Origin of the sequence: Streptomyces sp. NPDC093065 (genome assembly GCF_044754585.1) — a bacterium.
Taxonomy (GTDB): domain Bacteria; phylum Actinomycetota; class Actinomycetes; order Streptomycetales; family Streptomycetaceae; genus Streptomyces.
On sequence record NZ_JBIVPJ010000005.1, the window covers coordinates 350,785 to 371,131 of the forward strand.

Annotated in this window: 19 protein-coding genes; 7 read left to right on the forward strand and 12 right to left on the reverse strand. The window is 69.5% G+C overall.

The annotated features are described in order from the left end of the window. The first annotated feature begins 26 nt into the window (after positions 1 to 26). Together ACIQFU_RS12415 and ACIQFU_RS12420 are read left to right on the forward strand one after the other, a co-directional pair. Positions 27 to 515: a hypothetical protein gene (locus ACIQFU_RS12415; protein WP_402550934.1), complete on the forward strand. Its 489-nt coding sequence runs from the start codon at positions 27 to 29 to the stop codon at positions 513 to 515. 77 nt (positions 516 to 592) lie between these two features. Continuing rightward, positions 593 to 1,633, forward strand: coding sequence for a SpaA isopeptide-forming pilin-related protein (locus tag ACIQFU_RS12420; RefSeq protein ID WP_402550853.1), 1,041 nt, complete (start codon positions 593 to 595; stop codon positions 1,631 to 1,633). 134 nt (positions 1,634 to 1,767) lie between these two features. Here the strand turns inward: ACIQFU_RS12420 and ACIQFU_RS12425 are convergent, their stop codons facing one another. Beyond that, positions 1,768 to 3,291, reverse strand: a complete 1,524-nt coding sequence (locus ACIQFU_RS12425) for a gamma-glutamyltransferase (RefSeq protein ID WP_402550855.1) — start codon at positions 3,289 to 3,291, stop codon at positions 1,768 to 1,770. 228 nt (positions 3,292 to 3,519) lie between these two features. Between ACIQFU_RS12425 and ACIQFU_RS12430 the strand changes: the two genes are divergently transcribed. From ACIQFU_RS12430 to ACIQFU_RS12440, 3 genes are all read left to right on the forward strand, one after another. Then, positions 3,520 to 3,873, forward strand: coding sequence for a DUF317 domain-containing protein (locus ACIQFU_RS12430; protein ID WP_402550857.1), 354 nt, complete (start codon positions 3,520 to 3,522; stop codon positions 3,871 to 3,873). A gap of 92 nt (positions 3,874 to 3,965) precedes the next feature. After that, positions 3,966 to 4,256 (forward strand): hypothetical protein, encoded by a 291-nt coding sequence (locus ACIQFU_RS12435; protein WP_402550858.1) that lies wholly within the window; start codon positions 3,966 to 3,968, stop codon positions 4,254 to 4,256. A gap of 15 nt (positions 4,257 to 4,271) precedes the next feature. Further along, positions 4,272 to 5,078: a DUF317 domain-containing protein gene (locus tag ACIQFU_RS12440; RefSeq protein ID WP_402550860.1), complete on the forward strand. Its 807-nt coding sequence runs from the start codon at positions 4,272 to 4,274 to the stop codon at positions 5,076 to 5,078. 158 nt (positions 5,079 to 5,236) lie between these two features. Here the strand turns inward: ACIQFU_RS12440 and ACIQFU_RS12445 are convergent, their stop codons facing one another. The 9 genes from ACIQFU_RS12445 to ACIQFU_RS12485 all read right to left on the reverse strand — a co-directional run bounded on the left by ACIQFU_RS12445 (position 5,237) and on the right by ACIQFU_RS12485 (position 13,452). Continuing rightward, positions 5,237 to 5,932 (reverse strand): hypothetical protein, encoded by a 696-nt coding sequence (locus ACIQFU_RS12445; RefSeq protein WP_402550862.1) that lies wholly within the window; start codon positions 5,930 to 5,932, stop codon positions 5,237 to 5,239. A gap of 79 nt (positions 5,933 to 6,011) precedes the next feature. Further along, the gene (locus tag ACIQFU_RS12450) at positions 6,012 to 6,452 is read right to left on the reverse strand and encodes a hypothetical protein (RefSeq protein ID WP_402550864.1); all 441 of its coding nucleotides are present in this window, start codon (positions 6,450 to 6,452) and stop codon (positions 6,012 to 6,014) included. Positions 6,453 to 6,588: 136 nt separating this feature from the next. Then, positions 6,589 to 8,322 carry a relaxase/mobilization nuclease domain-containing protein gene (locus ACIQFU_RS12455; RefSeq protein ID WP_402550866.1) on the reverse strand — a complete coding sequence of 578 codons (1,734 nt, stop codon included), beginning with the start codon at positions 8,320 to 8,322 and terminating at the stop codon, positions 6,589 to 6,591. Then, the gene (locus tag ACIQFU_RS12460) at positions 8,319 to 8,945 is read right to left on the reverse strand and encodes a plasmid mobilization protein (protein WP_402550868.1); all 627 of its coding nucleotides are present in this window, start codon (positions 8,943 to 8,945) and stop codon (positions 8,319 to 8,321) included. The genes ACIQFU_RS12455 and ACIQFU_RS12460 overlap by 4 nt, the downstream gene beginning before the upstream one ends. A gap of 318 nt (positions 8,946 to 9,263) precedes the next feature. After that, entirely contained in the window at positions 9,264 to 9,455 is a 192-nt protein-coding gene (locus ACIQFU_RS12465) for a hypothetical protein (RefSeq protein WP_402550870.1), read from the reverse strand. Beyond that, a complete protein-coding gene (locus ACIQFU_RS12470) occupies positions 9,452 to 11,038 on the reverse strand; it encodes a hypothetical protein (RefSeq protein ID WP_402550871.1) in 1,587 nt (528 codons plus the stop codon). The genes ACIQFU_RS12465 and ACIQFU_RS12470 overlap by 4 nt, the downstream gene beginning before the upstream one ends. Then, entirely contained in the window at positions 11,035 to 11,676 is a 642-nt protein-coding gene (locus tag ACIQFU_RS12475) for a WhiB family transcriptional regulator (protein ID WP_402550873.1), read from the reverse strand. The genes ACIQFU_RS12470 and ACIQFU_RS12475 overlap by 4 nt, the downstream gene beginning before the upstream one ends. A gap of 160 nt (positions 11,677 to 11,836) precedes the next feature. Continuing rightward, positions 11,837 to 12,553 carry a hypothetical protein gene (locus ACIQFU_RS12480; RefSeq protein ID WP_402550874.1) on the reverse strand — a complete coding sequence of 239 codons (717 nt, stop codon included), beginning with the start codon at positions 12,551 to 12,553 and terminating at the stop codon, positions 11,837 to 11,839. Between the two features lie 2 nt (positions 12,554 to 12,555). Beyond that, positions 12,556 to 13,452, reverse strand: a complete 897-nt coding sequence (locus ACIQFU_RS12485; RefSeq protein ID WP_402550875.1) for a helix-turn-helix domain-containing protein — start codon at positions 13,450 to 13,452, stop codon at positions 12,556 to 12,558. Between the two features lie 1,439 nt (positions 13,453 to 14,891). On the opposite strand from ACIQFU_RS12485, the gene ACIQFU_RS12490 reads away from it, so the two are divergent. Then, on the forward strand, positions 14,892 to 15,716 hold the full coding sequence (locus tag ACIQFU_RS12490) for a helix-turn-helix transcriptional regulator (RefSeq protein WP_402550877.1): 825 nt from the start codon (positions 14,892 to 14,894) through the stop codon (positions 15,714 to 15,716). A gap of 720 nt (positions 15,717 to 16,436) precedes the next feature. Next, positions 16,437 to 16,892, forward strand: a complete 456-nt coding sequence (locus ACIQFU_RS12495; protein WP_402550879.1) for a DUF6228 family protein — start codon at positions 16,437 to 16,439, stop codon at positions 16,890 to 16,892. Positions 16,893 to 17,109: 217 nt separating this feature from the next. Here ACIQFU_RS12495 and ACIQFU_RS12500 read toward each other — a convergent pair whose 3' ends face one another. Both ACIQFU_RS12500 and fxlM read right to left on the reverse strand, forming a co-directional pair. Beyond that, positions 17,110 to 18,249, reverse strand: coding sequence for a hypothetical protein (locus ACIQFU_RS12500; protein ID WP_402550880.1), 1,140 nt, complete (start codon positions 18,247 to 18,249; stop codon positions 17,110 to 17,112). Between the two features lies 1 nt (position 18,250). Next, complete coding sequence (fxlM, locus tag ACIQFU_RS12505; RefSeq protein ID WP_402550881.1) at positions 18,251 to 20,347, reverse strand: methyltransferase, FxLD system; 2,097 nt, start codon at positions 20,345 to 20,347, stop codon at positions 18,251 to 18,253.

The following is a 20,347-nucleotide window of genomic DNA, read 5'->3' on the forward strand; positions in this document are numbered from 1 at the left end:
CACGGCCCAACCCGCCGGAGTCCACCCTGTCCCTCCAGGCTCCCGAGTTCTTCGCCGAGCTCTGCCTTCCCTTCGCCGACCACGCCGTTGTCGGCAACACCTACTACGCCGCCCCGACCCCGGGGAGCCCTCTGCGGCTGCGCATCGACTTCAAGGGCGCTCTCTACGCGGGCACCTACGGCGGCCTGCGCCTGTCGGTCCTCCACCCCGACCGCGGCGAGATCGGCGCCGTCGTCCTCAGCTTTCTCGATCACGGCACCTTCCACCGCCGCGACGAAGCCCACGGCACCCAGCCAGGCACCTCGCGGTACGCCACCTTCGACGGGCACCACCAACCCGGACGCCCTCCCTGGGACGGCGTCGTCACCACCGGGCTGCGCGACGCCATCGAGCAGTACACCGCCGTCTGGTTCCCCGGCGCCCGGACCGCGAACAAGCCCCGCCGCACTACGGGCCGCACCGCGCAGCCCGCTCCGGCCGAGTCGGCTGCCCGCAACGGCTCGCGCAACCGCTGAGCCTGCTCCTGTCCGCCTCGATGCCCCGGCCACATCCGACGAACGCCCTCATCCCCGCCCCTAGGAGCCTCTTCCTCGTGCACGCACGCCTCATCCGATCCGCTGCTGCTGTCGCCGTCGCGGCGGCCGGGACCCTGACCTGGGCACCGGCCGCCAGCGCCGAGCCCGCCGAACCGTCCCCCTCGGCGTCCGCCACTCCCACCGAGACTCCGGCTCCGGACGCAGGCAGCGTCGAGATCACTGCGAAGGACGCAGCCGGAGACGTCCTGCCCGCCGCCACGTTCCTGCTGCTCGACTCCGCCGGCCAGGAAGCCGGACGCGGACAGACTGACGCTCAGGGGAAGGCGACCTTCCCCGACCTCGCACCGGGCGTCTACCGGCTCAAGCAGACGACGACCGGCAGCCCGATCCACGAGGTCGTCGCCGACCAGGACGTCATCGTCACCCCGGGCGCGACCACCCGGCTGACGATCACCGACCCGTTCAAGGCCGCCAAGGTCCTCCTGCAGGCCAAGGACGACAAAACCGGCAAGCTCCTGCCCGGCGCGACCGTGAACATCGGCACCGGCACCTCCACGCTGCTCACCCTGACCACGGGCACCAAGGGCACCGCCGCCGGTGACCTGCCCGTGGCGAGCCGAAGCACGGAGTTCTGGGTCAAGGAGATCAAGGCGCCCGCCGGTTACGACCTCTACAAGCCGACGAAGACGTTCACTGCGGGCCCCGGCGCCCCGGTCACCGTGACAGTCACCAACACCAAGACCCACACCGACCCGAAGCCCGACCCCTCAGACAAGCCGACGCACAAGCCCACCCCTTCCCCGTCCAGCCCCGGCAAGCCGAGCAGCGGCAACGGAGGGACGGCCCCCTCGGCCGCGGACAGGCCCACGCCGGAAGCCGACTCCTCGCCTGACGCCGCCTCTTCGTCCGTGGCCGTGGCCCCGGTCAAGAACTCCACGCCGAAGGCGCCGACGGGATCCCTCGCCCACACGGGAGCTGACGCCACGCCGTGGCTGATCGGCGGCGCGACGGCACTGATCGCAGCCGGTGGAGGCGCCTTCCTCCTGGCACGCCGCAGTCGCACCGGTAGCCACGCCGACGACTCCACCGAGAGCTGACCCCTCTCCCCACTCCACAACTTCGAGCCCCCGGATTCCACTGACTGGAGTCCGGGGGCTTCGTCGTTCGCTGTGGCACTTTCGCCGCATTCTTCAGCTGGCTACCGATGAGGTGGCGCGGTTGTTTCGAGACGCTAGGCGCGCGCTGCGGGTAGGTCGTATCGGCTGACAGCGACGTAGGTTTCTGGCGTCGCTGCTTCGAGGAGGCTCTCGTCTCCCCGCAGGTCGATCCTCGGCTCCTGGGGGCGCCGGAGGAGATCACTCCAGTTGCTTGTCGTGCCGCGCTCGTAGGCGTCTCGAAGCAGGGGACGCAGCCGTGGGCGGGCTTCCTCCTGCTGTTCGCGGAATATGCGCCGCTGGGTGAGGCGCTGCTCTTCCTGGGCCTCGTCGCTGATCTCTAGGTCGACGGGGGGCTGATCCTCGGCTCGCAGCCCCGGGGTGCGCTGGGCGATGGCGAGATCTTCCTCATGGAGGCGCTCGCAGGCGGCGAACAGGCTTCGGGACATGCCAAGGTGGACCTCCGTGCCGGGGATGCGGCAGCTGAGGAAGTCGTCGAGTCCTCGGGCGTGGAGTCCGGCGCGAAGGATGTGCTGCTCGGTGTCGGCCACCTCTCCGCGAGCCTCGTCGCGCATGGCGAGAGTGAACGGGTCGTCTTCCAGGGGCGTAATCAACCCGGAGCGCCGGCGGCGGGAGGAGCGGTCGGCGGCCACAGGTACGGTGCGTAGCTGTGTGGCGGGGACGGAGCGCAGTGCGAGGTAGGTCAGCATCTGGGCGCGTGCGGCCCCGATGAGGGCGTCGTCGTTGTCCCCGAGACGGTCTTCCACGTTGGCCGGGCCCACTGCCTCGTCGCCGGTACTTGATTCGGCAGGGGCAAGCGGCGGCAGGCCGGGGTGGAGTTCGTGGTCGATCGTGAGGAACAGGTCGTCTTCGAACCTCACGGATGCTCCGACCAGCACGGTGCGGTGTGCATACGCGCCGAGCACCTGGCTGCCGGCCGCGAGCTGCTCCCACCCTTCGCGGAGCTTCTTGAGCCCCACGTCGCCGCCCTTTGCCTCGATGAGCCAGTACAGCTTCTCCGTCTCGTGGCGTCCCCACAGATCGGGCAGCTTCTTCTTAGGGTCCTTGAATGTCTTGAGCAAGGCGGGTACGGGGCCGCCGAGTTCGAGGTGCTCGGTCTGGCCGAGGCCCAGCAGGGAGCGGCAGGCCCACTCGGTCATCGTCATGCCCAGCCGGTAGCCGGCGGCGACCTTGGCGCTGCGCTCGGTGCCGTGCGCGTACACCGGGTTCCAGGTCAGGCGCCGCCCTTTCGCGCCGTCCACGGGGTGCCGGGGCGTCACAGGGTGCGCGCCGAGGTAGGCGTACAAAGGGGAGACTCGGGCGACGAGCTCCCCGTGGGCATAGCGCGGCTGGTTCTGCAGGTGCGGGGTGACGTCGCGGCCGACTTCGGTGGCTGCCTTGATGATCTCCCGCCAAGTGGTGGTCGGCGCGTACCAGCCGTCGACGGGAGGGAACCCGTCCGATCCGGTCCACGCCGTGTGCTTGGCCGTCCGCCACTGCCGCCGGGGCTTCCTCGCAGGTCCACTGCGGAACAGGACCGGTACGTCGAAGCTGTCGGCGTACGTCAGCGGAGGCGCGTCGGGGACTTCTGCAGGGATCATGCGGCTCACTCTGGCACGGCCTCTGGCCGCCACCGGAACTGGGCACCTAGCCGGGGTGTGGGTCCGGCGGGGCCGACCGGCATGAACCCGTCTCCGGGCCCGAGGAGGAGGATGAGCAGTTCGCCGGGGGCAGACAGGAAAGATCGCGGAAGGACTGGCCAACGCGCGCGGGAGCATGTCAACGTAGACGATCTCGCAAGAAACCCCAGGTCAGAGAGGTGATAGCCCGTGACCGTAGCCCCCGTGAGTCCCGGTTTCTCCACCACCGTCGAAGCGCTTCGACTACGGCAGTGGCAGCTCGGTCCCGGCCAGCCGACGCTGGTCATGGACCAGTTCTCTGCCGAGAATTTCCACCTGGTCGTCGATGACCGTGCGGACGTACACGTCAGCAGCAAGGACGGCCGCTTCTACCTCGGCTGGTTCCCGCTCGGCCGTCCCGGCACGGACCGCGAAGGGTGGAAGATCGCGGTCACCGGAACCGCCAAGACGCCCGGATACCAGGTCTCCTTCGACGTCGAGACGCCGGCCGACATCGTTGCTGCAGCCGTAGCCCGCGTACTGGAGACCTCACGCCTCCTCTGACCTTGCGAGGACTGCCCGCTCGCAAGCCGCCGGCCTAACCGAGCGCCGGCCCCTCTCCCTTCCCTCGTTCTCTCGCCCCAAGGAGGATGCTCGTGGCGTCTTCGGAAATCACCGTCGCCGACCTCATCGAACTGCTCGCAGCCTGCGACCCAAGTGCTCCGGTGCGCCAGGCCATGAACCCCTTCTTTCCGATGGCCCATCGCTTGGCACAGGTCCTGCAATCGGTCGACGAGACCGGCCGGACCGTCGTCTACCTCGCCGAAGGCCTCGAGGAGGACGCACAGCTCGGTCACCTGCCACCCGAAGTCGCCATCGAGCTGACGTGGCAGGGCCCCGTCCAGGCGCCCCCGCGCCGCCCCCGCCGCCGCGCCGGCGGCAACTAGACAAGCACCGAGCCTTTGGAGGCGCCCCTGTACTCCCACCTTCAGCCCGACCCGTCGGCCCCACTCGCGTTCTGGGTCGGCCCCCGTCACCTGGCAGGTGACGACGGGCGCCCGTACGACGCCGTCGCCGATGCTCTTGCGGGCCTGGGCTGGACAAGCCTGACGATCGTCCGCGGACGGCACGAGCCGGACGAGGCAGAGCAGGACCGTCAGGTCCTGCGCAGCACCGTCCTGCACATCAGTCCCGACGGCCTGCGCTGGGCCCAGTGGTGCTTGGCCGACGAGCCGTTCCACCTGGGTGAACTGCCGATCGCCTGGCAGATCTCCGCCCGTGAAGAGACGACCAGCCTCGCTGGTTGGTCGGCCTACTTCACCCGCGACGTCCCCGGCGAGGCCATTGCCGACTTCCTCCTCGCCCTCGACACCCACGAACAGCCCACCGTGCCTCTGACTGGCGCCGAGGTGGTCTTGGACGCCGTCGCCACCCAGGGATGGTTCCGCGACATCGACGAGCCCCAAGCCGCGGCGATGGATCCGACGGGGGCCTCGCACATCAGCCTCGGCGAGGTGCCGCCCCTTATCCAGGACGGCGACCCGCGCGTCCTGGTCACCGAAGCTGACGAGGTGGGCCCGGCCGGATGGCAGGCATGGTCCGAGCCCGTGCTCGGCGCGCCCTACCTGTGGGTGGCCTCGTTCGCCGCCGGCGTGCCGCACGATCTCGTCGCCGCCTTCGCCACCTCCCTCAGCTCGACCGCACCGGTCCTGCGCCGGGTGCTGCCCGAAGCCACCCAGGAGCGGCTTCTGCGCGCGCCGGCCACCTGACCGTCTCGCCGTACCGGAATGAAAGAAGCCCGGCGCCCTCCCCGGTGGAGGGTGCCGGGCCTTCGTGCTTCCCGAACACCGTCGTCCCATCTGCCCCGTAAACCACTGCTGCCTCCGACCTTCCCGGGTCGGAGGCAGCAGTGGTTTACGGGAGCAGATCAGGGCGTTGCGGTGGCCTTGGCGAGGGCCCGATCGAGGTGGCGGTCGACGAGGGCCGGAGAGCCAGAGACGACGAGCAGCAAGCTGCCGTCGCGGATCGCGGTCTGCTTGAGGACCGTGCTTCGTCCCTCGGCGGTGAAGGTCAGGAGCTGGCTCCACTGCTCATCACCGCGGTCGTGGGGTGCGGGCAGCTTCTGGGTGGCGATGTCGATCGGGGCGCTGCCCGCGAGGACCTGATAGTTCGGGCAGCCGGTCATGGCGTCGAAGATCCGGTTGGTGCCGTCGGACAGCTTCGTCGGGCTGTCGCTGTAGAGCTCCTCGGAGATCTCCGAGGAGCTGCTGCCGTAGGTGAAGTCGGCCTTCGCTTTGTGCGGGAAGGTGAGCGTGCCGCCGGTCGCCGCGTCGCCGCCCAGCTCGCTCAGTGCGGGGCAGCCGAGGACGGTGACATCGTCGTGCTGAGCCGCACGCTGCGGCTTGGGCAGGTAGCCGCTGCCGAGGTCAGCCTCGGTGAGCAGACGGGACACCAGCGCTGCCGAGGTAAGCGTGGCCGGTTTGCGGTGAGCGTCGGCCGGCTTACCGGTTCGGCTGGAGGAGGCGGTCTGCTGGTCGGCTCCGCCGTTCTCGGGAGAGCAGGCGGGAAGGGCGAGGAGGGCGGCGGTGAGGCCGAGGGCGGTGGTGGCGACGCGAACGCGCATGACGGAACTGACCCCTTGGTACTAGGCGACGGGTGGTCAGTGCGGGCCCGGGGGCCCTATGGGGTCGTAGGGGTGGTGGTCAGTGCCCGAGGTGGCGCAGGCAGTCCTCGAACGTTTCGTGCGTCGCGTCCGCCGGTCCGCTGTTGCGGTTGTACCAAGCGGTGTCCAGGCGGGTCTCCCGCTGCTGGTGGCCGGCCCGGCATCGCAGCCAGATCTGGTCGCGGGTGGAGAGGATGAGCCAGTCCCGGTAAGCCCCGCACTTAGCGCAGGCGGTCATCTCGCCATCGATGACCAAGGGCTGCTTCCAGGGCATCATCTTGCCCTCGACCTGATCGTGGCTCGGCACGCGCAGCTCCGGCGGAAGGAAGTCCGGTGCCGCAGCGGTCGGCTCGTCGTTCTGCGGTGCGGCCGTCGGCGCCCCGTTCCACGGCGACATCTGGTGGTGTCGTGCGACCAGCTCGGCGAGCTGCCGCTCCACTTCGCTCGGCCCCTTGGCCCGGCGGCGTATTCGGTGAAACACCCTGGCGTCCTCCTCTGCCTCGTCACCTCGTCCTGCGCGCTTGATGATCGTGCCCCACGCCCCCGCTGGTTTCAATTCACAAAGTCCACAGTCTCCTTCGACCAGGTCAGCGGGTGCTTGGGCGCATCGAGCGGGCCTAACGGCCCGGGCGGGCGGCGTCTTCGCCGCTCCGTCGCTTGCCGGGCGCGGGGCGGCTCGTCGTCGTCCCGCGCTTCGTGGACCGGGTGGTTGTGGTGCCGGTCTCGGGCAGACGGGAGGCGTCGGCGGGCAAGTTCGCAGCTCGTCGCATCCGCCACACGAGCACGTCGCTGAGGGACTCCGCGGTGCCGAGTTCACGCCCAGCGGCAACCTCTCGGAGCAGGGCGGCCGGGTCGCCGCCGGCGGCATCGGCTTCCGCGACGGTGGCGGCCAGGGCGTACCAGCCGGGCTCGGCGAGGATCTGCTCGGCCAGATCCGGCAGGGCCTCGCGCAGCAGCACGGTCTGGCGTTGAAGCATCGGCCGGCTCAGGCCCCGACCGCGCTCGTAGAGGACCCCGAGGGGCTGCGCGGCGGCGGTCCGGTAGGCGGCGCGCAGGTGATGAGCGGCTCGGGTGGCTGCCTCGGCCTGCTGGGCGTGGCCCTTGCGAGCGTGCCAGTGCGCTGCGGCGGTGATCAGGAAGAACAGCATGTCGATCGCCATCGCCGTGGTGGCGCCGTCCTCACCGCGGCCGAGCACCGGGCCGCCTTGGATGAGGTCGCGAGCGGCCTGCCGTAGAGCGCGATCGTGGCCCCGTACGGCGCGGACGTGGGAGCGCGAGGCTCGCTCGAAAGCTGTTGCCGCGTCGCGAAGTTGGCGGCGGGTGTGGGCGGCGGACGTCTTCGCGAGGGCGTCCAGGACCTCGCCGGCAGCGGCGATGTGGGCGGCGGCGACCGCGTCCTGGTCGTGCTCGAAGACGAGCACGGCTTGCCACGCGGCCGAGGCCGTTGCGCGGCGTGCAGCGGCCGGACCGTCCGGCCCCGGACGGATCGCGTGGTCCTTGGGGGGAGCCGGGGCGTCGGCGGACCAGCGTTCGCGGATGCGGGGCAGCGACAGGTCGGGAGCCAGACGGGCGCCAGGGTAGAAGACCGGCTCGTCGTTTTTGTTCAGGTCGTCGGGTAGCGCGACCTTGTATCCGAGCAGGTCGCCGGAGGGAGCGGCGCGCTTGCGGATCAGGAGGCCGGCGGAGGCGAGCCGGTCGAAGAACTCTTCGTCGCTGCGCGCGCCGCTCACCGCGCGTCGTACGGCTTCGCGCAGTTCCTCGCGGGCGGTGCGCTCGCGGCCCTGGCGTTCGGCCTTGTGGCGTTCGGCGCTGGTGGGACGCTTTGCTGCGGTGCCGTCGCCGGGGGCGACCTGGTGGAGGCCGAGTTCCTTCTCGATGAGGCGGGCTTCGGCTTGGGCACGGGCGCCGGAGCGGAAGTCGTCGGGGCGGTGGCCGTCCTCGGTGACGAGGGTGGCGACGATGTGGATGTGGTCCTCCGCGTGGCGCACGGCGGCCCAGCGGCAGCCGGACTGTCCCTCACCCGGGTCGATGCCCGTGGCGGCGACGATGCGGCGGGCGATGCCGGCCCATTCCTCGTCGGTCAGGATCCGGTCGCCCGGGTCGGCTCGTACGGAGGTGTGCCAGACGTGCTTGGCCGGGCGGGCGTGCTTGGCCAGGGCCATCATCGGCTGGTCCAGGAGCCGCTGGAGGTCGGTGAGGGTGGCGTTCGGGTCGCGGCCGGGGTCCGGGGACATGCCGTCGAAGGAGGCGACGAGGTAGGGGTCGGTGTGGTCCTCGTGCTTACCGGTGTCGTAGAGGTAGTAGAGGAGACCTCGGGTGTCCGACCCGGAGGGGTTGACGCTGGGGATCATGAGCCGTGGTGCTCGATCAGCCGCGTGGCGGCCTGGTGGGCGGTGTCGGCGGCACGCCGTACGGCGGCGATGGCCGCTTCGAGGTGAGGAACGTCCGCGCCGGAGTTGAGTGCCTTGACTGCCTGGTTGAGGTTGCTGCCGGCCCAGCCGAGCCGCCGCCGGCTGTCGAACAGGGCGGTGATCACCTCGCGTTCGTCGGCGATCGCGGCGCTGGTACGGCTGAGGTCGCGGGCGGCGGCGAGCGCGGAGCGGGCGAGGAACCCGGCGACGGACAGATTGCACTGGGCGGCGGCGGACTTGATCAGGGCGTACTCGTCGTCGTTGAATCGTGCGTTGGGCTGGTGCAGGCGCTTCTTCTCGGGCGACTGACGCGGACGCTGACGGGCGCGAGGAGCGCGCTGTCGGGGCGCGCGCGGATCGGTCGGCTTCTCCTCCTGCCCCGGCTTCGATCCGCCCTCGGTCGAAGCCCGAAGGACCTGCGCCCCCCGGTGCAGGTCCTCTCCCGCCCCCTCGGGGGCGGGTTCGGCGGAAGCTACGCTTCCGCCCCAACTTGCTCGCCCCGAGACCGAGTTGGAGCCGGGATCAGGCTCCGCGGTGGTGCCGTTCTTGGGTGCGGTTGTCATCGGGATTCGGACCTCGTAGAGCGGGTGCGCTGCTGGATGGTTGCGGCCAGCGCAAGGACTTCGGCGGGGCTGGCAAGGACGCGGACCGGTTTGTTGGGAAGGTCCTGGACGAGCCATTGCCTGGTCGGCATGAGGACGACGGCGTGGAGGAGGTGTCGGCGGACGAGGACCTCCGCCCAGGCATCGGCCTCGGCGGTGGTGGGCCCGGAAAAGCGCGGGGGACGAGGAATCATGGCGTACCTCCTAAGAGGGGCGGTGGCCGCGGCTTGAGCCGGGCCACCTTTACGGATGCGGGCCTTGAGCTGGGGCTTTGCCGGTTCAGCCGCACTCGGGGCAGCGCACGACATGGCTATTGAGCGCGCGGGCCATCCGCCGCTTCGCGGAGGCAGCTTGCTTCGCACTGGACTTCGCCGCCGGCCTGCCCGCGTGCCGCTCGGAGTGAGCGAGCATGAACCCGATCTCTCGCTCGTACTCCGCATGGACGGTGTTGAACTGGTGGCAGGTCTTCATGTGCTCCTCGTCGTCGTGTTGTCCTCGTTGCGCAGCTCCTGGAGGACCAGGCCGAGTCGGTCGTTACCGACTCCCGTCAGGCCCTGGCGGCGGATGATTTCGCGCAGTTGCACTCGAGTGATCGCTCCGTTGCCGTCCCGTTCGAGCAGGGCGGGAACATGGGGGCGCACCTCACGGACAAGCTGGCGCTCGGACTCACCCAGCTCGCGTGCCTGGCGCTCCGTCTGCGGAGAGCGGGACCCGGCCAGCTTGTCCTTGTTCTTCGTCCGGGACGTCCTGGTCGGCTTCCGTCGAAGCGGGACCTTGTGTCCTCGGTCCTGGGTGGTCTCGGTCCCGGACTGTGGGGCGGTCGGTCCCCGGTCCTCGGTGGCCTCGGTCCCCGTCTTCGCGATGCCCGGTCCTCGATGAGGCGGGTCCTGAGCTGCTACTTCTCGTGTGCTGTGGTCGGTCCTCATGGCCGCTGCGTCCCGCGCTGCGGCTTCCGGTCCCGCGAGCTCGGTCCCGGGGACCGCACCGTCTTCAGACGGTTCGGTTCCCGCGGCCGTCCCCGTTGCGTCGCTCTTGGTCCTTGTGTCGACCTCGGATTCCTGGTCCGCCTCCTCGGGGACCGGTCCCCGAGGAGCCCTCGGCCCTCGGTCCCGGACCGGCTCGTTGGAACCGTCGGGACCGGGGACGGAGACCGGCACATTCGATGTCGGCTGTGCGGGGACCATAGCCGCCGACGCGCTGCTGTGCGCCGGGGACCAGGGAGAAGGGAGCGGGACCGTGGCGAGCGTGAGTGCGTGTCGCCGGGCGGCGAGCTGGTCGAGCAGCTGCGCCCGCTGGAGAAGGTCGGTGCCGACCGAAGCCCTGCCGACCGCCTTTGACAGGCGTCGCGTCAGCCGCCGGCCGCGACGGCTCTGCTGCTGCTCGGGTGTGCGCTCGGCGAGGCGGGCGGCGAGGGTGACCGCACGGGCGGTGGCCCGGTCCCGGGTGATCTGCGCGGCGTCGCGGTCTCGCGCGGCGATGCTCAGGCGGGAGAGCAGCCGCTCGCGTGCCTCCCGGCCCAGGACGGCGAGCAGTGCGTTCGAGGCGGCACCCGGGGTGCGCAGGCGCAGTTCGATGCCCATGGCCAGGTGCCACAGCATCGCCGCCATGACCGGTCCGACGAAGGCGCGGACCGTGCCGCCGACGGGGCCGCTCTCGGCGTAGGCGGGGATCACCTGCACCGTGGTGATCACCCAAACCAGCGTGCCTGGCAGGCCGGGGGCGCCCTGGACGGCGAGGTTCTGCCGTGCCATCAGCGCGGTGGCGAATAGGGCGAGTTCGGCGGCGGCGAACATTCCGGCGCGCTCGGCGGTGCCGGCCATGTCGAGGTAGTCGGCGGCGAAGCGCCAGCTGGTGTCGGCGCTGTAGGCGGTGCAGCCCAGGGCGGCGACGGCGGCGACCCTGACTGCCGGGCCGCCGAGACGTTTCTGCGAGCGAGTTCCTCGGCGCCGGATCGCCCAGGCGGTCAGCACGAGCGCGAGGGCGGCGGGCACGACGGCGGCGAGGAGGAGAGGGAGGTCCGAAGTTGCACCGAAGGCGAGGACAGGATGGGTCATGCTGCCTTTCCGAGAGGGGCGTGCGCCGGGGTCGACGCCGCCAGGTGGCCTGTCGGCTGCTGGGTACCGGGTGCTGCGGGCGCGGGGGTGCCCTTGGCCTTGGGGGTCTTCCTCCGCTTCTTCCTGGAGCGGGGCACGCCGTAATTGCGGTCGCGGTCGAAGACCTTGTTGGCCGCTTGCCGGAGCAGGTCGCGGGCGTGCTTGCGACTGATGCGCAGGGCGGCGGCGAGCCGGTCGGACTGCCAGCCCCGGACGTAGGCGTGGTCGATGACCACCTGCCGCTCGGCTTCCGTCAGGTGCACGTCGCGTCCCTGGAAGAACGCGGTCACACGCCGGTAGTCCAGACGCTGGTGCAGGTTGTCGTGCAGCGGGCGCCGCTCGGCTTCGGTGAGCCCGCCCCAGACGCCCTCCTTGAGGACGTTCTCCAGAGCGAAGTCCAGGCACTCGCGACGTACGGGGCACCAGCCGCACAGCTCCTTCGCCTCCGCGATCTCCTCGTGATCCCGGGGCCCGGGGAAGAACACGGCGTCGGCGTCCTCGACGTCCATGCCGTGGCACGGTCCGTGGACATGCCAGCTGGTGTCTGCGATGCCGCGCAGGCCGGTGGCCGGCGCGGCATGGGTGGTGATGTGGCGCAAGGCGAGTCTCCGATGTGCTGTCACACCGGCCGATTAGCGTGGTGCTCGGCGGGTGCGGCGTCGGGTGCCAGCCGCGGCGCGTGGGCGTGCGCCGCATCCGGTGCGGGACGGTGAGGTTACGGCGGTGCAGCGGACGGGATGCACGCTCTGGAAGCGGCGGTCAAGCCAAGGCGGGCTGCTGTGCCTGCTCGGTGCGCTGTGCCTGCTGGGAGGCGGCGAGATCGTAGCGGCCGGGGTGCGGGTCGGCGCGCGGTGTGATGGCGCGTACCCCGTCGTTGGGGCCGATCCGGCGGCGCCGGCACGGCTCGCCAACCGGGGCCAGGCACCACTCGCATCGCACGCTCAGGGCGTCGGGCAGCCCTTGCGCGACCGCGGCTTCGCGTGCAGCCCGGGCGGGCCGGAATGGTGCGAGAGCGGCTCGGGCGGCGGGCGGTATGCAGGAGCCGATCTGGTCCAGTCGAGCCTGCAGCCTCGGGTTGATTTCCTCCTGGCTGCCGGTGATGGCCCGGGCCTGCGCGGGCTGCGCCATGCCGGTGGCGACGGCGTGGCGGGTGCCGACCAGCTCGGCGGTCCAGGCGGCATGGTCGTCCGGGTCCGCCGACGGTGTGGGGTCGCAGTGGAGAGCCAGCCGGTTGCGCCGGTAGCTCTCCCAGGGGCGGACCACATCGGCGGGCTGGATCTGGTACGGCGAGGCGCGGTAGTGCTGGCGGGCGGCGACGCGGGCGTCCCAGCCGTGCGGGGTGGCCATCGGCACGTCACCGAGCAGCTCGTGCCACTGGGCAAGCTGGTCGCGGGCCTCGCCCTCGTCGGTGCGGATGCTGCGGGGGTCGAGTCGGCCGATGTAGGCCAGCAGGGCGGCGATTTCGCGGCGGTCCACGCTCAGCCCTCCGTTCCGGTCGGCTCGTCCAGGGCGGCGAGAAGGGCGGCGGTGTGCTTCTCGGCCCGCGTCATGCCACCGGGCGCGGCGGAGTTCTTACCGGGCACGGCGTAGAGGTTCGGGCGGCTGGGGGAGTGCTCCCGGGCGACCCAGGAGCGCCAGTCGGCCGCCCAGGCTTCCGCCGGCCTCGGAGCATGGTCTGCCCGGTGTGCACGCCACTTCGCGTCGGCGGCCTGCAGGCCCTGCTCGCCGAGGCGGTTGAGGTGTCCCTGCTGGCGGGCCCAGGTGTGGGTGGCGGGGTCGACCTGCCACTCGGCAGCCGAGGTGACCGCAGCACCACCACTGCTGTACCTCCGGTTCAAATCAGGTTCACTACGGTTCTGTGTGCCGGTGGCCGGTACATCCCTGTGCCGGTTTCCGGCACGTCGGTGTGCCGGTTTCCGCCTGGACCTGCCGGTTTCCGGTACTGCCGGTTTCCGGACCCTCGCGGGGGATTCCGGCACCTCACGCGGGCGGATCCCGTACCGTCGCAGGACCGAGAGCCGGAGCTTGGCAGGGGCGGCCGGCTCGTCCGCCACCGCCGTATCGCCGTCTGCCTCCTGCTGCTCTCGCAGCGCCTGCGCGAGGGCTTCGGCGGCGAGAGGCAGACGGTAGACCGTGCTGCGCTGCGGACCCACCAGGTCGTCGAGCTGCTCCAGTTCGCCGGCCAGGCGCAGCCGCTCGATGGCTTCGCGCACCGTGGACACCGAGGCGCGGGTCCGCTTGGCCAGGCTGGACAGTGAGGCCCAGGAGACGCACTGCTCATCCGCTACCCGGTCGGCGATCGACAGCAGGACCAGACGCGCGGCCCCTCGGCTGGAACTGTGCTCCCACACCCAGTCACGGGCTTCGCTGCTCATCGGCCACCCCCGACGAGCGTGCGGGACCGGAGGCTCGGCTCGGAGCGCTGAGGCACCGAGGCGAGGGTGGCTGCCGCGCAGGTCAGGCGGAAGGGCCTTATGCGCAGGGCAGGAGACATGCGATACTCCCTTTTGCAGTGTTGCCACGCTGATGCGCCCCTCGGAAGGACTCAGCGTGGTGATGGTGGGCAGTCTCCGCCCTTGCCGGGGCGGTCATGCCGCTTAGCGTTCGGCGTCCGTGAGTTACCGCTCTCGGGCGCCGTCGCTGGTTCATGGACCTTCGGGGTCCGGTTCGTGGTCTCCTCACGTTCGTTGCCGTGGGCGGGCTGCCCAGGGACGACGAACATACGCACGGACCTGCGTCAAGATCCAGACTTGGTTCTTAAACTCTGTACTAGTTGCAGATAGTCACCGAATGATCGCGCTCCCGTTCTAGGGGGTGGACGGCAGGTCGACGGAGTTCGGTCCGGCTCTGGGGGGGGGGCGGGGGCGGCTGCCGCGCCGACCGGGTGCGCCATCCCGTTACCCGGGGCGGCGGGCATGTAAGGCGTGCCTCCCGGTGAAGCCGCGCTTATGCGCCTAGAGGAGAGAATGCCGACGCGGGAGAGGTGGTGAGAATTTCTCCCCAGAGACCGGCTCACCATGTAGCGTCCGACGTCCGGGAGTTGAATCTTCCTTGAGCGTCGGATCTGAATGTGCGGCCCTCTGTCAGCCCAGCCATTCGCGCCCTCCGTGTAACACTCGTCCTGCCAAGGGTCCGGCCGGACGCCGGGCCGAGGGCGGCGAACACATGCGGGAAATGCGCCAAGATCCAGATCTCGCTGAAGTACCCTCTGTCGAACGCCGGGGCACCCAATACGTGGCTCTCGTGGTAGGGGCAGTAAACGGAGAGACGGGCGGCGGCTCGGCTGCCCCGACGTTCTTGCAGATGATCTTCACTGCACCCTCCCTCGTGTCGCATGCTGCAGCGGCTTCTTCAACCGCCCGATCAGAGTGATCCAAGTCATGTCTGACCAGTAGCGCTCACGCTGATCCAGCGGGGGCATGGCTTATGCCCCCGCGACTCACCCCGTGACCTGCGGTGCACTGTATGGACGAACAGATCTTGGGCTTGGTCCGGATCATTCGTCAATGCACGGTAAAGATCACAGCAGGGTCACGGGATGCCTGCTAAGGAAATGCTCGTTGCGCGTCAGCACTACTCAACTTGCCTATGTATACGCGCACTTCGCCAGACCTGGGCGGCGCGGCTATCAATGACTCTCTGCGCCCCCAGGGGACAAGTCGGTCAAAATGCGGTGACCGGCAATCTTCTGCCGGTCGCGCAGGGTCGCCATCGCTCTATCATGTAGCGCAGGGAACGGCGTCTGCTCGATATAGCCTTGAGGAACGCGCGATTTGATCAGGACTAGGCAGACGAGAAGTGCGAGGAACGTGGCATGTGCGGGGCCATGAAGGATGGCGGCGGTGAAGGAGGATCCACCGAGATCGGTGCCCTGCTGCGTGTTTTCCGGGCCGCTGCCAGCACCACGCTCGGCCGCCCGATCCTCCAGAGAGAAGTGGCCGACGCCCTGCACAGGAGCGAGCGCTGGTACAGGGACCTTGAAGGCGGAGTGATCACCCGCCCCCTCACCCGCCACGAACTCGACACCATCGGCACGCTACTCGGACTCGACCGCGTCCAGCGACGTGCACTGTTCCTCGTCAGCAACGGCGGGGGACTCTCCAGCACGGAAACCCAGGAAGCACCACGCATCAGCGAAGAACTGCGCCTCCTGCTGGACCAGCAGCCTTTCCCCGCCTACGTCATCGATGCCACCTGGAACGTCCTGGCCGTCAACACGTCGATGGCCGCTCTGTTCCCGTGGTCGACCACTCCCGGGGCCAACCTCATGCGGTGGCTGCTCCTCAGCGCCGAAGCGCGGGACCAGCACCTGAACTGGGAGGCCGACGCGGAGGTGTGCGTGCGCATGCTCCGCGACGCGGCCGTCGACCGCCCCCACGACCTAAACCTTCAGCAGCTCATCAGTGACACCCGTCAGAACCCCGCCGTACGCGACCTGTGGACCCGTGGCGCAGCCGACTTCGCCGACCACTATGACGGCCACGTACTGCAGATGACGCTTCCGCTCTTCGACGGTCAAGTGACCGAACTGGTCACGCACGTGCTGCAACCCGCTGGTCTTCCTGGCTGCCGCATGACGATCCTGACCCAGCGAGCACCCCAGGAGCCAGCAGGCCGACAACCCGTCGAAGCAAAGTGACGGGCCCCGCTGGCACTCGGCTTTCCGCGGCCTGGCCGGGTAATCCCTGGCATGTGGCCCCCCTTCGCCGCCACTGCCAACCGGCTGCCGAGGCAACCGTGGCGACGTTCCCTCCGAGCGCCGACTGGCGTTGCACGGGACGCTGGTCTCAGCCACCCCCGTACCAGTCCGTCTACGGCGTGAGCTGCGTGCCCTTGGTGGCCGACGAACGGCAGGAAGTCGACGCCGCCAAGGCCAACGGCCACGAATGAGACGGCGGACAGAGCCACCAACGCCGCCGCCTGTTGCCGGATCGTTCCCGCGGCAGGGGCAGGGCGTTGCTTCTCGACGCGTCGAGGCTGCACCCGGTCGAGGCAAGGCTCTCCCCCTAGGTCTGTTCGGCAGCCTGAGGGCTCAGATCCGGCTGGTATGGCATGACTGACCCAGGTCCGGCATTCGCCCGTTTGTCCGCGTCGGCGGAGCTGTCCGCTCCTCGTGCATTCAAGGGTGCCAACTCCAGCGGCTGCTCCGGCCCGTTGAACTGTCCCAACGCTCGGCGTTGCATTCAACTTGCAAGCTCATAGCGTGACTTCTGCAGAATCCCGTCAGAGTGACAGCAATCGCAAAAATAGCACACCGTTACAGAAGAGGGGAGCTCTTGTTGCGGGCCGGCGAGGGAAGCAATGCTGCGTGGTAAGCGTCACCCTTCAGGGAAGGAGGGGAAGGCAATAGAATGGGCCAATGATCATTCGCGATGCGCGCGGCGGACAAATCCTCCGCGTAGGAGACCCGGGGCAAGGGGTCCACCTGCTGTTCTCCATGCCGACGCGGCCGTACGGGGACGACCCTGCGCTTGATATGACCGTACGGGCCAAGGGCGCGTGGGTGGACGTCAGCGAGTTGGTCCGGACGCTGGACGGTGACGGACTGGTGGAATTCATTTCATCACTGGCTGACGCATCGGGCAGCTGGAGTGAACCTCGCACTTGGCAGTCCAGTGAGGGGCAACTGAAGATATCGGCACAGTGTTCGGATGGGCGCATCGTCCTGACGTGGGGGATATGGCGAGGGGTGACCGAGTCCGATAGTGCGTGGTACTTCGAGACTGTGACATCGCACAGGGGTGAGGGTGAGATGCGGGGATTTTCCGAAGCGTTTCAGGCTCTATTTGATGGGAAGTCAGAGGCGGTTGCCTAGATCGCTACCGGCGCCCCAGGTGTGCTTCCACTGGAAGTGCTTGCAGCGGCAAGACCGCTAGGCTGGCCCATCAACCTCTTCCCAGCCATCTTGCGTTCTGACGCAGTCCCTTCCACCGGCAGGGGCCCTATGGCCGGGCGGTCAGAAGTTCGTGGATCTACCGCGGCGGACCGGGACACCGAGGAGACCTATCGACGCGCCTCATGGCCGTGGGCGGTCAGGGCGCCGGCTCCCGGTCCGGCCTTGAGGACGCCGATGAGGCGTTTGCTTGGCGGTTGGCGTGGCGTTCCCAGACTCCCACTGCGACTGTCGAAGCGTCCCGCATGGCCTGCGCCAGAGGGGCGGGGATGGTGCCCAGTCCGAGGCCGGCGGAGGTGACGGCGGCGGCGAGTGTTCTGCGCTCGTCCTGGCTCAGCCCTTCGCGGCCCACCGGGTGGGCCAGAACGTCTCGTGCGATGTACCCGTCGGGACGCGCCGTCGCTTCGCTGGCGAGGCGGTGCATTGCTTCGGACCGTCGGCTCCTTGGGGAGAGATCGAGCACGACCAGTCCCACACGGGACCGGAACACGGCAAGTTCGGGGGCCGAGCCGAGAGCCAAATAGCGCTGCACCATCTTGGCGATCAGCTCAACCGGTTGCTCGTCTGCTGCCCTGCGGCAGAGGACGGTGAGGACTGCCGCGACGGAGTGCTCCCATGGCTCCACCAGGGTGCTTTCGTGCAGGAACTTCAGCGCATCACTGGGTTGCTCGCCAAGACAGCGGGCGAGCACTTCCACTTGACGCCCGTCGAAGAGGCGCTGGCCTATGCCGCGGTGCTGCTTGCTGTGTGTTAGTGCGCGATCCCATTCACCTGCTGCGACAAGGGCACGGGTTCCATCGCCGAGGAGGACGGTCCACAGCCACTGGCACACCTGTTGATGGTCGGCTGCCGACGTCGTGAGGTGCTGGAAGGATGTGGTGCGGCCGTCGATGACCGTTTCACTTTGCGATCTCACCGCTCGGTTTAAGGAGTCGAGCAGGTGGTACGCGCCGGGCCCGTCGCCATCGCGGATACGGAGTCGGGCCAGGTTGACCAGGGGTTCCAGGGCGTGCTGGGCTTCCTGCGCGCCCAGAGGCTGGGCGCGCAGGATGGCCTCGGCGTGGCGCCAGCACAGAGTGCGCGCCAGGTCCGGCATGCCGCAGTCGCTCGCGATCAGCGCCGCCTTGTTCAGGGCGACGGTCGCGGAGGTCACGTTGCCGTCGCGCTCGGCGGCGGCTACGAGGTCGGTGATCTCGCGGACCCGTTCAGCGAGGGGCGGGCACGCTGGACGTGGACGGGCAACGAGCGGGAACCGCTTCGCTATCTGGCTGACGTCCATGTCACTGCCATTCGATCGCGATGCGGTTCAGCGGGTTGTCGAAGGCGAAGCGGCCGGGCTTCGGCGCGAGCGGGGCCGCGTCGAGCGGCTGGATCTCGAACCTGACTTCGAGTGTCCGGAAGCCCTGGTTCCAGGTGCGGATCCGGTCCGCGATGTCTCCGGCAAGGGCTTGGGCGTCGGGGCCGTGGCCGATGACGCCGAACTCGTACAGGGTGGCGCCGTCGGGGGCCTTCTTCGCGTACGGGCGCCGGGTGAGGTAGGCGAGCGTGCCGCCCTCGAAGACAGCGGTCGAGGACGGGTAGGGCGCGGTGACCAGTCCCTTCTCGGTGGCCTCGTTGTTGGCGGGCATCCGGCTCAGGCCGTTCGGCATGGCGCAGGCGAGCCACAGCTCCAGGTACTCCGCCGATTCCGGGCCCCGGAGGGTGACGTCCGTCCACACCTCGGTACGCGGCTGGCGGAAGATGTCGCTCAGGGCGTCCGCGTCGACCTTCTGGTCTCCGTTGGTGACGAGGGTGACGGTGTGGTCGGGGTCCAGGGGAACGAAGACGCGCGGGTCGTCAGCGATGCCCCGGCGCAGCGGCATGAACGTGTTCATCTGGCTGCCGACGCTGCGCCAGGCACCGCCCTGGTTCTCGAACGCGATCGAGCGGGAGACGCTGCCGCGCAGGCGTAGTGGCGTGAGGAGCCGCCCGCCGGGGGCGAGCTGGTCGAGCCAGGCGTGTGGAACGCCGTGGGCGCCGACGGTGGCTTCGATCCGGTCGTACGGCGCGTTGGGGGCGTGGCCGAGTGCTCCGTCTCCGAGGATCACCTCCACGTTGTGGATGCCAGCGGCAGCCAGTCCGCCGCGCGCTCCGGCCACGATGTCCTCGTCCACGTCAATCGTGGTGACGTGTCCCGTCTCGCCGACGAGGTAGCCGAGGAGTCCGGCGTTGAAGCCGGTGCCGGCCCCCAGCTCCAGGATCTTCTGGCCGGGCTGGACGTCGAGCTGTTCCAGCATCATGGCGACGATGTCGGGCTGGGAGGCGCAGCTGATGGAGCGGCCGGATCCGTCGAACTTCGTGTCCACGGGTGTGTTGCCGTACGCCTTCACCAGCGGGGCGTTCGGGACGAAGAGGTGGCGGGGTACGGTCCGCATGGCCTCCTCCACCCGGGGCGTGCGCACGCATCCCGTCTCGACCAGGTGGTCGATCAACTGGGCGCGCAGACGGTCGGCGGAAGGGGCTTCGATGGTGTCACTGTTCACCCCGTTGACCGTAGTGCTCGGCGTCCCCTCGGTTCGGGTGGACGCTGCGTTGTCGCTCGTTCCCATGACTGCCTCTTTCGCGAGTGTTGACAAGGTGTGCTGGTCCTGGGCGGGGAGGCCCAGTCGGTTGAAGTGGAAGATGCCGTGGTGAGCGATCACGGCGCGCAGCCCTCGTTCCAGGCGGCCCTGGCGGTTGAGATCGGCGAGCTGCTGGCCGAGCCACTCAAACGTGGCTATCCACTCGGCCAGCGGAGCGAGTCGGCCCTGGGTGACGCTGCGGCTGGTGGTGCTGACGTCGACGGTCATCAACCGGTGGACAGCGGCCCGGTGCCGTTGCGGGCTGTGGACCTCGTCGCCTGGGCGTTCGACCGCGATCTTCGCCCAGACGTCGCCCTGCTCGTACCAGTCGAGTCCCGCCGCGCGCATCGCCACGCTGAGCAGGAGGACTGCCAGCTCGCGGCGGCCGAGCTGGGGACCCGGGCCGCTGAGTGCCTGCTGGCGGGCCACCTCCTCCAGCAGGTGACGGCTGTCGCAGTGGAACAGGGTGTGCGCTATTTTCATCGCGGCGGGGCCGCCGAAGGCTGTCTCTTCCGGCTCGTAGATACCTCGCGTCCAGGAAGCGAGGACGTCGGCGTCGACCAGCTCGTCCAGGGCAGCGTCGAGGACCTTCGCCGAGTCCGGGACCGCGGCCCGGTATCGCAACCGCCACCAGGGGTACTTCCGCAGGAACGACCACTGGGCCAGTTCCGCCTCCTGGGCGATCAGCACCGGGAGCAGATGCTCCACGGCGGTGGCCTCCGCACGGCTCCAGTCGGTGAACCGGATAAGGCGTTGCAACCATTCGTCCGCAGCCAT

What these genes read in the sequence shown, in the direction of transcription:
- ACIQFU_RS12485 (WP_402550875.1), bottom strand. Translation starts at nt 13,452, where the DNA reads ATGAGCAGCGAAGCCCGTGACTGGGTGTGGGAGCACAGTTCCAGCCGA.
- ACIQFU_RS12460 (WP_402550868.1), bottom strand. Translation starts at nt 8,945, where the DNA reads ATGACAACCGCACCCAAGAACGGCACCACCGCGGAGCCTGATCCCGGC.
- ACIQFU_RS12425 (WP_402550855.1), bottom strand. Translation starts at nt 3,291, where the DNA reads ATGATCCCTGCAGAAGTCCCCGACGCGCCTCCGCTGACGTACGCCGAC.
- ACIQFU_RS12500 (WP_402550880.1), bottom strand. Translation starts at nt 18,249, where the DNA reads ATGGACGTCAGCCAGATAGCGAAGCGGTTCCCGCTCGTTGCCCGTCCA.
- ACIQFU_RS12455 (WP_402550866.1), bottom strand. Translation starts at nt 8,322, where the DNA reads ATGATCCCCAGCGTCAACCCCTCCGGGTCGGACACCCGAGGTCTCCTC.
- ACIQFU_RS12445 (WP_402550862.1), bottom strand. Translation starts at nt 5,932, where the DNA reads ATGCGCGTTCGCGTCGCCACCACCGCCCTCGGCCTCACCGCCGCCCTC.
- ACIQFU_RS12465 (WP_402550870.1), bottom strand. Translation starts at nt 9,455, where the DNA reads ATGAAGACCTGCCACCAGTTCAACACCGTCCATGCGGAGTACGAGCGA.
- ACIQFU_RS12495 (WP_402550879.1), top strand. Translation starts at nt 16,437, where the DNA reads ATGATCATTCGCGATGCGCGCGGCGGACAAATCCTCCGCGTAGGAGAC.
- fxlM (WP_402550881.1), bottom strand. Translation starts at nt 20,347, where the DNA reads ATGGCTGCGGACGAATGGTTGCAACGCCTTATCCGGTTCACCGACTGG.
- ACIQFU_RS12470 (WP_402550871.1), bottom strand. Translation starts at nt 11,038, where the DNA reads ATGACCCATCCTGTCCTCGCCTTCGGTGCAACTTCGGACCTCCCTCTC.
- ACIQFU_RS12490 (WP_402550877.1), top strand. Translation starts at nt 14,892, where the DNA reads ATGTGCGGGGCCATGAAGGATGGCGGCGGTGAAGGAGGATCCACCGAG.